This window comes from Mycobacterium sp. 852002-30065_SCH5024008 (assembly GCF_001665645.1).
GTDB classification, from domain to species: domain Bacteria; phylum Actinomycetota; class Actinomycetes; order Mycobacteriales; family Mycobacteriaceae; genus Mycobacterium; species Mycobacterium paraffinicum.
In genome coordinates, this window is the sequence record NZ_LZSZ01000004.1 from 54,164 (window position 1) to 67,802 (window position 13,639).

The 13,639-nt window shown below is 69.6% G+C and carries 15 protein-coding genes and 1 riboswitch; of the genes, 2 read left to right on the forward strand and 13 right to left on the reverse strand.

What is annotated here, in order from left to right; genetic code table 11:
- Positions 1–114: 114 nt before the first annotated feature.
- From A5781_RS00345 to A5781_RS00375, 7 genes are all read right to left on the reverse strand, one after another.
- Positions 115–1,275, reverse strand: coding sequence for an acyl-CoA dehydrogenase family protein (locus tag A5781_RS00345; RefSeq protein ID WP_067199338.1), 1,161 nt, complete (start codon positions 1,273–1,275; stop codon positions 115–117).
- A gap of 93 nt (positions 1,276–1,368) precedes the next feature.
- Positions 1,369–2,790 (reverse strand): GTPase HflX, encoded by a 1,422-nt coding sequence (gene hflX, locus A5781_RS00350; RefSeq protein ID WP_067199342.1) that lies wholly within the window; start codon positions 2,788–2,790, stop codon positions 1,369–1,371.
- A 46-nt stretch (positions 2,791–2,836) separates the two neighbouring features.
- On the reverse strand, positions 2,837–3,709 hold the full coding sequence (gene dapF / locus A5781_RS00355; RefSeq protein WP_067199346.1) for a diaminopimelate epimerase: 873 nt from the start codon (positions 3,707–3,709) through the stop codon (positions 2,837–2,839).
- A 22-nt stretch (positions 3,710–3,731) separates the two neighbouring features.
- Positions 3,732–4,664, reverse strand: a complete 933-nt coding sequence (miaA, locus tag A5781_RS00360; RefSeq protein WP_067199640.1) for a tRNA (adenosine(37)-N6)-dimethylallyltransferase MiaA — start codon at positions 4,662–4,664, stop codon at positions 3,732–3,734.
- A 7-nt stretch (positions 4,665–4,671) separates the two neighbouring features.
- Positions 4,672–5,361, reverse strand: a complete 690-nt coding sequence (locus A5781_RS00365; RefSeq protein WP_067199349.1) for a hypothetical protein — start codon at positions 5,359–5,361, stop codon at positions 4,672–4,674.
- Positions 5,362–5,394: 33 nt separating this feature from the next.
- Entirely contained in the window at positions 5,395–6,363 is a 969-nt protein-coding gene (locus A5781_RS00370) for a DMT family transporter (protein WP_067199352.1), read from the reverse strand.
- A 74-nt stretch (positions 6,364–6,437) separates the two neighbouring features.
- Positions 6,438–6,749, reverse strand: coding sequence for a hypothetical protein (locus A5781_RS00375; RefSeq protein WP_067199355.1), 312 nt, complete (start codon positions 6,747–6,749; stop codon positions 6,438–6,440).
- Positions 6,750–6,985: 236 nt separating this feature from the next.
- Between A5781_RS00375 and A5781_RS00380 the strand changes: the two genes are divergently transcribed.
- Positions 6,986–8,347, forward strand: coding sequence for a DUF349 domain-containing protein (locus tag A5781_RS00380; protein WP_067199359.1), 1,362 nt, complete (start codon positions 6,986–6,988; stop codon positions 8,345–8,347).
- Here A5781_RS00380 and A5781_RS00385 read toward each other — a convergent pair.
- The 4 genes from A5781_RS00385 to recA form a co-directional block, all read right to left on the reverse strand.
- On the reverse strand, positions 8,344–8,970 hold the full coding sequence (locus A5781_RS00385) for a hypothetical protein (RefSeq protein WP_067199362.1): 627 nt from the start codon (positions 8,968–8,970) through the stop codon (positions 8,344–8,346). The genes A5781_RS00380 and A5781_RS00385 overlap by 4 nt on opposite strands.
- On the reverse strand, positions 8,967–10,460 hold the full coding sequence (miaB, locus tag A5781_RS00390; protein ID WP_197503639.1) for a tRNA (N6-isopentenyl adenosine(37)-C2)-methylthiotransferase MiaB: 1,494 nt from the start codon (positions 10,458–10,460) through the stop codon (positions 8,967–8,969). Before miaB ends, A5781_RS00385 begins: the two co-directional genes overlap by 4 nt.
- A 61-nt stretch (positions 10,461–10,521) precedes the next feature.
- Complete coding sequence (gene recX / locus A5781_RS00395) at positions 10,522–11,034, reverse strand: recombination regulator RecX (RefSeq protein WP_067199370.1); 513 nt, start codon at positions 11,032–11,034, stop codon at positions 10,522–10,524.
- Entirely contained in the window at positions 11,000–12,040 is a 1,041-nt protein-coding gene (gene recA / locus A5781_RS00400) for a recombinase RecA (RefSeq protein WP_067199374.1), read from the reverse strand. The genes recX and recA overlap by 35 nt, the downstream gene beginning before the upstream one ends.
- A gap of 168 nt (positions 12,041–12,208) precedes the next feature.
- Positions 12,209–12,339: riboswitch (cobalamin riboswitch) on the forward strand.
- A 43-nt stretch (positions 12,340–12,382) separates the two neighbouring features.
- Between recA and A5781_RS00405 the strand changes: the two genes are divergently transcribed.
- On the forward strand, positions 12,383–13,048 hold the full coding sequence (locus A5781_RS00405) for a (2Fe-2S)-binding protein (RefSeq protein ID WP_067199377.1): 666 nt from the start codon (positions 12,383–12,385) through the stop codon (positions 13,046–13,048).
- A gap of 62 nt (positions 13,049–13,110) precedes the next feature.
- Here the strand turns inward: A5781_RS00405 and A5781_RS00410 are convergent, their stop codons facing one another.
- Entirely contained in the window at positions 13,111–13,329 is a 219-nt protein-coding gene (locus A5781_RS00410; RefSeq protein ID WP_197500931.1) for a DUF3046 domain-containing protein, read from the reverse strand.
- Between the two features lie 19 nt (positions 13,330–13,348).
- A complete protein-coding gene (locus A5781_RS00415; RefSeq protein WP_067199643.1) occupies positions 13,349–13,612 on the reverse strand; it encodes a hypothetical protein in 264 nt (87 codons plus the stop codon).
- Between the last annotated feature and the right edge of the window lie 27 nt (positions 13,613–13,639).

Here is a 13,639-nt window from a genome sequence, read left to right on the forward strand (position 1 = left end):
ATTAACCCTTCACCGATCTATCCGAAAAATCGCCCCGCGCGCCGGGCATTGATGAGGTTTGCCGTCAGAGTGCGAATTGGCCGGCCGATGGCGTTGTCGACCAACGTGTTAGCGCTAGACCCCGAGGCTGCGTCCGATGATCTCTTTCATGATCTCGGTCGTTCCGCCGTAGATGGTCTGCACCCGCGCGTCCAAATAGGCACGGGCGACGGGGTATTCGCGCATGTAGCCGTAGCCGCCGTGCAGTTGCAGGCAACGGTCGATCAGGTGCACCTGCTTTTCGGTGGAGTACCACTTGGCCATCGCCGCTTGCTCCGCCGTCAGCTTCTTGTCCAGGTGCAGCCGGATGAACTCGTCGACCATCATGCGCACCACCGTCGCCTCGGTCGCCAGCTCGGCGAGCACGAAGCGGCTGTTCTGGAAGCTGCCGATCGGCTTGTTAAATGCCTTGCGTTCCTTTGTGTATTGCAGGGTTTCTTCCAGCACCTGCTCCATTGCCGCGGCCGCCATGATGGCGATCGAAATCCGCTCCTGCGGCAGGTTCTGCATCAGGTAGATGAATCCCATGCCCTCCTGCCCCAGCAGGTTTTCGGCGGGCACCTTGACATCCGTGAACGACAACTCGGCGGTGTCCTGCGCGTCCAGCCCGATCTTGTTCAAGTGCCGGCCGCGTTCGAAACCCTCCATGCCACGTTCGACGACGAGCAACGAAAAGCCCTGCGCCCCTTTGTCGGGATCGGTCTGCGCCACGACAATCACCAAGTCGGCGTTGATTCCGTTGGTGATGAACGTCTTTGCGCCGTTGAGCACGTAGTGGTCGCCCTGCTTGACCGCACGGGTCTTGATGCCCTGCAGGTCGCTGCCGGTTCCCGGCTCGGTCATCGCGATCGCCGTGATGATCTCGCCGGTGCAGAACTTCGGCAGCCAGCGTTGCTTCTGCTCTTCGGTGGCCAGGGCCAACAGGTACGGCGCCACGATGTCGTTGTGCAGGCCGAAGCCGATCCCGCTATAGCGACCGGCGGTGGTCTCCTCGGTGATGATCGTGTTGTACCGGAAGTCGGGGTTGCCCCCGCCGCCGTACTCCTCGGGAACCGCCATGCCGAGGAAGCCCTGCTTGCCGGCCTCGAGCCACACGCCGCGGTCGACGATCTTCGCCTTCTCCCATTCGTCGTGATGGGGCGCGACGTGGCGATCGAGGAAGGCCCGGTAGGACTCGCGGAACAGGTCGTGCTCCGCCTCGAAAAGAGAGCGCTGGTACTTGACGGCACTGCCCATGTGGATGACCTCCGGCGACTGGAAACTCTGTCGCCCAACATATACCAACCAGACGGTTGGTAGGCGGCCGGCGGGGTCCGGTCGCCGGGCAGATCAGCGCGTCGAGAACTCCTGTAGGCGCCCGGCCAGCGCCACCGGTACGCGGGCCTTGATCCGGGTGCCGTCGGAGTTGTGCTCCTCCTGCTGCACGCGACCGTCGGCATGCAGCCGGGCCACCAGGTCACCGCGGTGGTAGGGAATCACCACGTCCACTGCGGTATCGGCGGGAACGGCCAGCTCGCCCATCCGGCGCCGGAGCGCGTCGATGCCCTCACCGGTCCTGGCCGAGACGAAGACCGCGCCGGGCAGCGCGTGACGAAGCTTGGCCAGGGTCAGGCCAGTCGCGGCGTCGACCTTGTTGACCACCAATAGCTCCGGGGGTGGATCGCCGTGATGGTCGGCGATGACGTCGGAGATCACCGCGCGAACCGCGTTGATCTGGGCCAGCGGGTTGGCGTCGGAGCCGTCGACCACATGCAGCAACAGGTCGGCGTCGACGACCTCCTCGAGCGTCGAGCGGAACGCCTCGACCAGTTGGGTGGGCAGGTGCCGGACGAACCCGACGGTGTCGGTGAGGACCAGCGGCCGCCCGTCAGCGAACTCGGCGCGGCGGGTGGTGGGTTCCAGCGTGGCGAACAGCGCGTCCTGCACCAGCACCCCCGCGCCGGTCAGCGCGTTGAGCAGGCTGGACTTGCCGGCGTTGGTGTAGCCGACGATGGCGATCGACGGCACGTCGCTGTGCAGGCGGCGGCTGCGCTGGGTGTCGCGGACCTGTTTCATGTCCTTGATCTCGCGGCGCAGCTTGGCCATTCGTTCACGGATGCGGCGGCGGTCGGTCTCGATCTTGGTTTCACCGGGGCCGCGCAGGCCCACGCCTCCCCCGCTGCCGCCGGCGCGGCCACCTGCCTGCCGGGACATCGACTCACCCCAGCCGCGCAGCCGCGGCAGCATGTACTCCATCTGGGCCAGCGAGACCTGCGCCTTGCCCTCCCGGCTGGTGGCGTGCTGGGCGAAGATGTCCAGGATCAGCGCGGTGCGGTCGATGACCTTGACCTTCACCGCCTTCTCCAGCGCGGTCAGCTGCGCCGGGGACAGCTCACCGTCGCAGATCACGGTGTCGGCGCCGGTGGCCCGCACCACTTCGCGCAGCTCCTGAGCCTTGCCCGAGCCGATGTAGGTCGACGGGTCGGGCTTGTCGCGGCGCTGGATGAGCCCTTCGAGCACCTGGGAACCGGCGGTCTCGGCCAGGGCGGCCAACTCGGCCATGCTGGCCTCGCTGTCGGCGGCGGTGCCGTCGGTCCACACGCCGACCAGCACTACGCGTTCCAGCCGGAGCTGGCGGTACTCGACTTCGGATACGTCAGCGAGTTCGGTGGATAGACCGGCGACGCGGCGCAGCGCCGACCGTTCTTCCAGGGCGAGTTCGCCGGTGCTTGGCTCCGGCACAGCGGGATTGGAGAATTCAGGATGTGTCATAGGCAATACAAGATGATGCACGGCGGATCGGCGTCGTGCACCCGAATTAACGCTGCTGCGCGTCCCACCATTCCCCGCTGATCTCCCCGTGCGCGACCAATACCGACGGTCCTCTCAAGTAGCTGGTGGCATCGGTGACGGTGACGACGACGTCGCCGCCCGGCACCCGCACCGTGAGGGTGCCGGTGTCCGCCCCGCCGGCGGCCAGTGCGGCCACCGTGGCCGCGACCGTTCCGGTGCCGCACGAGCGGGTCTCACCCACGCCCCGCTCGTGCACCCGCATCCGCACCGCGCCGCCGGCCGGTGCCGTGAGAACTTCGATGTTGACCCCCTCCGGGAACTGGGCGTGGTCGTAGCTGACCGGCGCCGCCACGTTCAGCCTTGTCAGCTCCTCGGCGGTCAGGTCGGGATCCACACACGCCAGGTGGGGATTGCCCACGTCGACCGCCACGCCGGAAAACCGGCGCCCGCCGACCGTCGCCTCGCCCGGGCCCAGCGTGTTGGCCTTGCCCATGTCGACGGTGACGTCGGCATACGTCGCATCGACGCGGTGCACGGTGACCGGCCGGGGGCCGGCCTGCGACCCGACCACGAACTCGTCCCGGGACTCCATCCCGCTGGCCCGCAGGTAGTGTGCGAACACCCGGACGCCGTTGCCGCACATCTGGGCGACGGAGCCGTCGGCGTTGCGGTAGTCCATGTACCAGTCGGCCGAGTCCACGCCATCGGGCAGCCGGTCGAGCACGCCGGCCGAGTGGGCGGCACCGGCGGTGGTCACCCGCAGCACCCCGTCGGCGCCCAGCCCGCGCCGCCGGTCGCACAAGGCGGACACCCGGGCCGCGGTAAGTGTGAGCGCCGCGTCGACATCGGGCAACAACACGAAGTCATTCTCCGTGCCGTGGCCCTTGGCGAAGATCATGTGCGCCGCGCGATTCACCTGCTCAGGATACGTGGCGCCAGGCTCGCAGGGCTTCGTCGACGAGCCGCGCGCTATCCGCGGCGTCCAGCCAGTGGACCCGGTGGTCGCGGCGGAACCATGACCGCTGCCGTCGCACATAGCGTCGGGTGCCCATGTAGGTCTGTTCCCGCGCGTCGCGCAGCCGATCCGCGCCGCCCCCGGCGTCGAGCGCCTCGATCACCTGGGCGTAGCCCAGGGCGCGCGACGCGGTGACCCCGTCGCGCAGGCCCGCGCCGAGCAGCGCGCTCACCTCGCCGACCAGGCCCTGGTCGAACATGGCGTCGGTGCGGCGGGCCAACCGCTCGTCCAGAATCGTTGTCTCGCAATCCAGTCCGACGATGGCGGTGTCCCACCTCGGCGGGCCGATGCGGGGTGCGGACGCGGCGTACGGCCGTCCCGTCAGCTCGACCACTTCGAGCGCCCGCACGGTGCGCCGCGCGTCGGTGGGCAGGATGGCCGCGGCGGCGGCGGGGTCGCGACGAGCCAGCTCGGCGTGCAGCCCGCCGACCCCGACCTCGGCCAGCCGCTGTTCCCAGCGCGCCCGCACGGCGGGATCGGTCGCGGGGAACGACCAGTCGTCGAGCAGGGACTGGATGTAGAGCATCGAGCCGCCCACGATGATGGGGACGGCGCCGCGGGCGGCGATCGCCTCGACGTCGGTCGCGGCCGCGCGCTGGTAGCGGGCGACGGTCGCGGTCTCGGTGACGTCCAGGACGTCGAGCTGGTGATGCGGGATGCCGCGGCGTTGGTCGACGGGAAGCTTGGCCGTCCCGATGTCCATTCCGCGATAGAGCTGCATCGCGTCGGCGTTCACGATTTCGGCGGATCCCTCGAGCCGTTCGACCCGTTCTGCAAAGTCGAGCGCCAGCTGCGACTTGCCGGTTCCGGTGGGGCCGATGATCGCCAGTGGTCGCACGGCCACCTCAGAGCTGCCAGGCGCCGGCGAAATAGCCCACGCCGTAGGGCGCACCCCGGTACAGCTCCTTGGCCGATCGCGGCCCGGGTTCGGACAGGCCGGCCAGCACCTGAAAGGCGACCCGGCCCAGGATCTGCCGCGGCAGCCGCGTCAGGGCGGCGACGTCGCCGGTTGCCAGCGCGTCGTCGAGGGCGGCCTGCGCGCCGGCGTTGCCCGGGTCGAATCCGCCGGGGGCGGCCGGCGTCAGGGTGTTCGCGCCGTCGGCCACGACCAGCACGCCGATCGGCTCCCGTGATCGGTCGATGTCGGCGCGCAAGCGTCGCCCCTGGGCGAGCGCGGTCCCGGCGTCGTGGTCGGCGGAGTAGACGCGGGCCTGCGCGGTCGCGTCGGGCCGGGCCTGGCCCCGGACCCAGCCGGCCAGCAACACGCACACGGGCAGGTCGGCGGGCGCCGCGGAGGGGGCTTGCGGGGAAAGCCCGACCCGCACGTCGGCGCCGAAACCCGCGAAGGAGCCGGCCGTGTCGGGGCCGAAAACGTCGTCGCGCCCGGCGGTCCCGATGACGGTCCAGCGCGCGGGCAATAGGGCGGCCGCCGCCAGCACCGCGGCCGTCAGGTCGGTCACCTCCGCGGCGGCCGCTCCGGCGAGCTCGGGCACCAGCAGCGGAGCCGAGGGAACGATGGCAATGCCGCTGAGCACGCCACCAAACTAACGGTTCGCCGACGCGTGCGTTTAGGCCTCGGCCGCCGCGACAACGGGGCCGGTGTTAAAAGGGCCGGCGTCGCCGTCCTCGGATGACCACGCGCCCGGCGTGAGGCTTCCGTCGTCGCGCCCAACCTCCGCAACCATCGTCGCGGCCTCGCCGCGGGCCAGTGCGGCCGTTGCCACGATCACCACCGCCACCGCCGCGATCAGGACGAAGGCCTTGGGCCCGTCGGCGTGCAGTGTTTCGCCGAGCACGAAGATGCCGAGCAACCCGGCCACGACGGGCTTCGCGACGGTCATCGTCGGCATCGAGGCCGTCAGCGCGCCGGCACGGAACGCCGACTGCTGGAAGATCATCCCGGTCAGCGCCAGCAGTAGCCAGGGGACGAACTCAGGGGCTGTCAGCACGGCCAACGGGCCGTTCTCGCCCACCTCGACGATGCCCTTGGTGAGCACCGCGAACAATGCCAGGGCCGACCCCGCCACCACCGCGAGCAGCGCGGCCGCCATCGGGCTGCCCGACCAGATTCGCGCGGCCACGACGCACGCGATCAGCAAAGGCACCATCACCGCGGCGACGATGGCCCACGTCTCCACCGACGCGCGCTGATGGCCGGAGGCCGGGTCACCGACGATGATGACCACCGCCAGGGCGCCGGCCAGTGTCACCGCCCACACCCACTCCCAGCGGGTCACCCGGCGCTTGGTCAGCCGCGCGTAGATCGGCAGGGCGAACAGCAACGCGGTCACCTGCAGCGCGGTCACCAACACCACCGAACCCCACGCCAGGGCCCCGGCCTGCAGGCTGTAGTTGACGATCGCGGCCAGGCCGCCCAACCACCACCGGGTGTCCCGCAGCGACATGCGGAACAGCTCGAGATGGCCGACCTTCTTATCCGTGATCTCCTGCGCCGAGCGCTGACGGATCACATCGCCGACCGCGGACGCCAACGCCGCACACAGCGCTATCAGCGCCGCGACATCAACCTTCGACATGAGCGACCCCTCACCTCACGACTGCCCCGACCAGCTTTCCCTGGGGTGCGGGGAAATACACCAAAAATTCGCGATCAGTTCAGCAACAACTGTATGACGTAGCGCACGTCATTGCTCTTTGACCGGTTCACCCACTGTTGATACTTCATCAACATAAGTAGGTGCTGTGGGTACCGCCGCGATTCGATTACAACGGCGGGCCGGCTACGCCGGTTGCGCGACGGCGTCCCGAGCCGCGCCTCTACCCGGTCGCGCGTCGCGGAGGCGTCGACGCGAGCGAGCTCGACGGTGGCGGCGGCCGTCATCACCAGCGCCGCCACCGCCAGCATTCTGGCGCAGAGCGCGGACGCCAACGCGAGCAACGTGGCGATGTCCGCCTTGGCCATGGTTCCTCGGTCCGAGTCGGGGTACGGACAACCGTCATACCCGCTGCGTCCGGACGGATGCAGCGGGTATGAACGAGAAGATCAGGGTGGCGGCGCATGGGCCGCCAAGCTGCTTGAATACTGTTAAGCAGCTGTTGGGAGAGCCGAGACGGCCGGCCCGCGGCTGCAGCAGATGGTGCCGCTACGCGCGGCAGGTGCGCGGAATACCGACCGCGCGAAGGGTAGGTGACGAGCGCATGACGGCTGACGAACCACACGGCGGAGACCCGGCTGACCCGGTGGCCCAACCGGTTTCGCGCCCGGTGCCACGTCCGGGACCACGTCCCGGGCCCCGGCCGCTCAGTCCGGGGCCGCGGCCCACCACCCATCCCATACCGGCGCCCCCGCGCAGCGATCCGCATCAGTTCGGGCGGGTCGACGACGACGGCACGGTCTGGCTGATCACCGCCGCCGGCGAGCGCATCGTCGGCTCCTGGCAGGCCGGCGACCGAGAAGCCGCCTTCGCCCACTTCGGCCGCCGCTTCGACGACCTGAGCACCGAGGTCACCCTCATGGAGGAGCGGCTGGCGGCCGGAACCGGTGACGCCCGCAAGATCAAAGCCCACGCCACCGAATTGGCCGAAACGTTGCCGACGGCGTCCGTGCTGGGCGACATCGACGCGCTCGCCCGCCGGCTGACCAGCCTCATCGACCAGGTCGAGAGCACCGTCGCCGAGGAGCGCTCCCGCCGCGACGAGCACCGCGCCACCCAGACCGCACGGAAGGAGGCGCTGGCCGCCGAGGCCGAGGAGTTGGGCGCCAACTCGACACAGTGGAAGGCGGCCGGCGACCGGCTGCGCGCCATCCTCGACGAGTGGAAGACCATCAACGGCCTGGACCGCAAGGTCGACGATGCGCTGTGGAAGCGTTATTCGGCGGCCCGGGAGGCCTTCAACCGGCGGCGGGGATCGCATTTCGCCGAGCTGGACCGGGAGCGGGTGGGAGTCCGGCAGGCGAAGGAACGGCTGTGCGAGCGGGCCGAGGAGTTGTCCGATTCGACGGACTGGACTGCCACCAGCGCGGAATTCCGCAAGCTGCTCACGGAGTGGAAGGCGGCGGGCCGAGCGGCCCGCGACGTCGACGACGCCCTGTGGCGGCGGTTCAAGGCGGCCCAGGACATCTTCTTCGCGGCCCGCAACGCGGCGACGGCGGAGAAGGACGCGGAGCTGCGGGCCAACGCCACCGCCAAGGAGGCGCTGCTGGCCGAGGCGGAGAAGATCGACACGAGCAACCACGACGCGGCCAGGGCCGCGCTGCGGTCGATCGCCGAGAAGTGGGACGCGATCGGCAAGGTGCCGCGGGAACGGTCCGCCGAATTGGAGCGCCGGCTGCGTGCGATCGAGAAGAAGGTGCGCGATGCGGGCGAGGCCGATTGGTCGGATCCGCAGGCGCAGGCCCGCGCCGAGCAGTTCCGCACCCGTGCCGAACAATACGAGCAGCAGGCCCAGAAGGCCGCGGCGGCGGGCCGCACCAAAGAGGCCGAAGAGGCCAGGGCCAACGCCGAGCAGTGGCGGCAGTGGGCGCAGGCGGCCGCAGAGGCGCTGACCCGCAAGCCCTAGGCTTCGGGATCCCCGGCGGCGGCGCCGTTCGGCCCGCCCCGGCGGTTCGGGGCGTCAGGCCCGTCGTCCAGGCTGTCGAGCAGCGTCATCGACTGCTGCTGCGCCGCGACGCGGCGCCGCTGCTCCTCGGCCGCGAGTTGCACGATGGTGCGCGACCACACCACCCGGGCCCACTGGTAGGTCAGCGTGAGGACGATGATCCAGGCCGCGATCAGCCCCACCCCCGGGCCCGGGTGCCCCGCGGCCACCGTCTGACGCGACCAGATGGCCAACAGTCCCGCCGCGCCGGCGAGCGCCGAACCCGCCAGCGCGATCCAGGCCAGCACCCAGCGCCGCGTGACCAACGCCAGCATCGAGAAGCCGACGCCGAACACCAGCGTCAGCCAGGCGAACACCCGCGACGGCAGCGACACCGCGGCCGCGCCGGCCCCGTGGCTGCTGAACAACACGTCCCAGCCGCGCACCGCGCCGGTGTGCGGCAGGATGAACGATCCCAGCAGCACGAAGACCAGGATGGCCACGACGAAACCCCGTGGGCCCGGGTCGAATCCGCGCGCCACGCGGCGCTCGGCGGCCTCGATTTCGGTGCGCAGGGCGTCGAGGTCGGGGTGTTCTTCGTTCATCGGGCACATCCAAGGGGTTCGATTGGGCCGGCGGGCGGTCCGACGGCGGGCATGCCGAGCCCGATGCCACCCGGGCGCTGCCCGGCGGCGTGCGCGTCCCCGGCGCGGGTGCGGCGATGGCTGAGGACGCCGGCGTCGGCGATGAGGTGGTGCGGCGCGGCCTGGGTGACCACCGCGGTGACGAAATCCCCGGGTCGGATTCGGTCGTCGGCGCTGAAGTGCACCAGGCGGCCGTCGCGGGCGCGGCCGGTCATCCGCGCCGTGCGGGTGTCCTTGCGTCCCTCGCCTGCGGCGACCAGCAGCTCGACGGTCTGGCCGACCAGCGCGCGATTGCCCTCCAGCGAGATCTGCTCCTGCAGCTCGACCAGGCGCTCATAGCGTTCCTGCACAACGGCTTTCGGGAGCTGCCCGGCGAGCTCGGCGGCCGGGGTGCCGGGCCGCTTGGAGTACTGGAAGGTGAACGCGGCCGCGAACCGGGCCTGCCGCACCACGTCCAGGGTGGCCGCGAAGTCCTCTTCGGTCTCACCGGGAAACCCGACGATCAGGTCGGTGGTGATGGCGGCGTGCGGCATGGCCGCGCGCACGCGGTCGATGATGCCGAGGTAGCGCTCGGCGCGGTACGAGCGCCGCATCGCGCGCAGCACCCGGTCGGAGCCCGACTGCAGCGGCATGTGCAGGGCGGGGCAGACATTCGGCGTCTGCGCCATGGCGTCGATGACGTCGTCGGTGAATTCGGCCGGATGCGGGGAGGTGAACCGCACCCGTTCCAGACCGTCGATGTCCCCGCAGGCCCGCAGGAGGCGCCCGAAGGCGCCGCGATCGCGGGGCAGCGCCGGGTCGGCGAACGACACCCCGTAGGCGTTGACATTCTGGCCCAGCAGCGTGACTTCGAGCACGCCGTCGTCCACCAGCGCCCTCACCTCGGCCAGGATGTCGGCCGGGCTGCGGTCGACCTCCTTGCCCCGCAGCGAGGGCACGATGCAGAAGGTGCAGCTGTTGTTGCACCCGACGGAGACGGAAACCCAAGCGGCGTAAGCTGATTCGCGCGCGCTCGGCAGCGACGACGGAAACTCCTGCAGCGACTCGGCGATCTCCACCTGGGCGACCTTGTTGTGCCGCGCCCGTTCCAGCAGCGTGGGCAGCGATCCGAGGTTGTGCGTGCCGAAGACGACGTCGACCCAGGGCGCCTTGCGCAGCAACGCATCCCGGTCTTTTTGGGCCAGGCAACCCCCGACCGCGATCTGCATCTCGGGGTTGCCGCGCTTGCGCGGCGCCAGGTGGCTGAGGTTGCCGTACAGCTTGTTGTCGGCGTTTTCGCGGACCGCGCAGGTGTTGAAGACGACCACGTCGGCGTCGGCCCCCTCGACCGCCCGCTCGTAACCGGCCGCTTCCAGCAGACCCGCCAACCGCTCGGAATCGTGGACGTTCATCTGGCAGCCGTAGGTGCGCACCTGGTAGGTACGCGCCCCCGAAACATCTCGGGCCACCATCGAAGTCACGGGGCCATGGTACGGCGACCGGTCGGCGGGCGAGAAACCGCACGTCACCGGGCTAGACCCGGCGGCGCTCCCGTTCGGCGGCCAGTTCGGCGAGGACGACCTCGCACGCCAGGTTCTGGCTGTAGCCACGGCGCGCCAACATCCCGACCAGCCGGCGGGTCACTCGCGCGTCATCGCCGTCCAGCGCTTCCCGACGCAGCTTGGCCCGCACCAACTGCTCGGCCCGGTCCCGCTCGGCACCGGCGTCGATCCCGGACAGCGCGGTGGTGATCACGTCCCTGTCGACACCCTTGGTGCGCAGTTCAGCGGCCAGGGCCCGCCTGCTCTTCGCCCGGCGGGACTGCACCCACTGCTCGGCGAAGTCGCTGTCATCGACCAGGCCAACGGCGGCGAGCCGGTCGAGCACGGCAGCCCTGATGTCCTCGGGGTAACCGCGTTTCGCCAGCTGGCCGTGCAGCTCGGCCCGGGTGCGCGCCCTCGCGGTGAGCAGGCGCAGGCACAGCGTCCGCGCCTGCTCCTCGCGAGAGGGCTCAGAAATCGACGGGGGCGGGCAGGACTTCGTCATCGGTCACGACCGCGCCAATGCCGAGCTTCTCCTTGATCTTCTTCTCGATCTCGTTGGCCACCTCGCCGTTTTCCATCAGGAAGGTGCGGGCATTCTCCTTGCCCTGACCGAGCTGCTCACCCTCGTAGGTGAACCAGGAACCGGACTTGCGGATGAAGCCCTGCTCCACACCCATATCGATCAGCGAACCCTCGCGGCTGATTCCCCTGCCGTAGAGGATGTCGAATTCCGCCTGCTTGAACGGCGGCGCCACCTTGTTCTTGACGACCTTGACCCGGGTGCGGTTACCGACCGCGTTGGTGCCGTCCTTGAGCGTCTCGATCCGGCGCACGTCCATGCGCACCGACGCGTAGAACTTCAAAGCCTTACCGCCCGTGGTGGTTTCCGGGCTGCCGAACATCACCCCGATCTTTTCCCGCAGCTGGTTGATGAAGATCGCGGTGGTTCCCGAATTGTTCAGCGCGCCAGTCATTTTCCGCAGCGCCTGGCTCATCAGCCGGGCCTGCAGACCGACGTGGCTGTCGCCCATCTCGCCCTCGAGCTCCGCGCGCGGCACCAGCGCCGCCACCGAGTCGATGACCAGGATGTCCAGCGCTCCGGAGCGGATCAGCATGTCGGCGATCTCGAGCGCCTGCTCCCCCGTGTCGGGCTGGCTGACCAGCAGGGAATCGGTATCCACGCCCAGCTTGTTGGCGTAGTCCGGGTCCAGCGCGTGCTCGGCGTCGATGAACGCCGCGACGCCGCCGGCGGCCTGGGCGTTGGCCACCGCGTGCAGGGCGACGGTGGTCTTTCCCGAGGACTCCGGGCCGTAGATCTCCACGACCCGGCCGCGGGGCAGGCCGCCGATGCCCAGGGCCACGTCCAGTGCGATGGATCCGGTCGGGATGACCGAGATCGGCTGACGCATCTCGTCGCCGAGACGCATCACCGAGCCTTTGCCATAGCTCTTTTCGATCTGGGCCATCGCCAGTTCGAGAGCCTTCTCGCGGTCGGGGGCTTGCGTCATGGTGCCTCTCCTATGGTTCGTTGTGTTCGGTGACCGGTGTCGGTCGGTTGGCCGTGACACTAGAGAAGGCCACCGACAAGTTGACTCACCGAACGTTCCCCACAGTAGCCGAACACCTGTTCGATTCAAGTGGACACGCCGGGCCCCCACCGCGTATGGCAACATCTGCTACCGAAAGGCGCTGACGGGGCATAAGCCTGAGGAAACCGGTGCGAATCCGGCGCGGTCCCGCCACTGTGACCGGGATGGGGATGCCCCCACCCGAGAGCCAGACACTCACCGTCGGCGCTTCCTCACCACAACCGGGGCGGATCTCCCCTGAAGAGGCTTGGTTGCGCATATATGGATATCTCTGCTGAGCTGGCCGAAATATCCTGCTACAAAGGATTTTTCGCGTTGCCCGTGGGCGGCGATGCGGCGGGATGGCACCCGGTCGGGCGGTCCTACGCCGACGGTTTCACCGACCTGGTCGACGCCACCGCCAGGCGCTATCACACGACGGACCTGCGCGTCGCCGCCTCCCTGGTTCAGCTCGGCCACGCCACCCGCCTGTGGTCGCCCGTGCTCGCCTGCGCGCTGGGTCACGGCGTCGTCCCCGACCTCAACGACTTGCAACGCGCCGACGACGGGGCGCAACTGCGGTTGCCCGCGCCCGTCGGGGTCCCCGCCAACTCGCCGGACGTGCTGTACCGGGTGGTGGTGCAAGAGCACATGGAGCCGCTTGCCGCCGGGCTGCGGGTCAAGCTGGCGCCCGCCCTGCTGGCGGGCAACGTCGCCTCCGCGTTGACCGGCGCCGCCCGGGCCCTGCTCGCGGCGCGGCCCGACCTCGGCCCGCGGATCGCCGAGATGACCCATGCGCTGCTGGGTACCGGCGCGCTGGCCGGATCGGGCGTCACCGGCCCACGCCTGGGCTTCAAACGTCGTAGTTGCTGCCTCTTCTATCGCCTTCCGGGTCGGTCCGTCTGCGGCGATTGCGTGTTCGAGGCGCCACCGTCGAAGCGAAGTTAGGCTCGCGGCTCTACTGCGGCAGAACGAGTACCCGCCCTACGAACAAGGTTGCGGCCCGCACGTCACCACTGGTCGCGCGGCACGTCGAAGTCGACGCACAGGGCCCGCCACACGTCGCGGGGTTCGGCCCCGTCCTCGATCGCCTGGGCGGCGGTACGGCCGTCGAAACCGCTCAGCACATGGTCCGCCAGCACCGAAGAGCCGTATGCCGCACCGAATCGCAGGACCACGCGCTCGTTGAATTCCGTTAGCCGCACGCCAGCAAGATACCCACCGGGCAGCGTTCGGACACCGGCCGCATTACCGCCAACTGGCCGGCAGGTCGATCAGGTGGTTGGGGCAGAAGTCCTGGACGGCCTCGGACATGGTCGTCCGCGCCCGCTGCGCCGACATTCGGGAGCGCAACTGCATGAAGGCGTATTCGGCCGGCGCATAGCCCTGCTCAGCGGCCGCCGGGTCGTCCATCAACTGGCATGCCTGCTGCTCGTCGCCGCTGTCGGCACGCGCGACGCCCGAGCCGAACATCAAGGCAAGAAGCAGGCCGCCCGCGGCGATCGTCCTCATTGCCGACGCCCTCCCTTCGCGAACCCG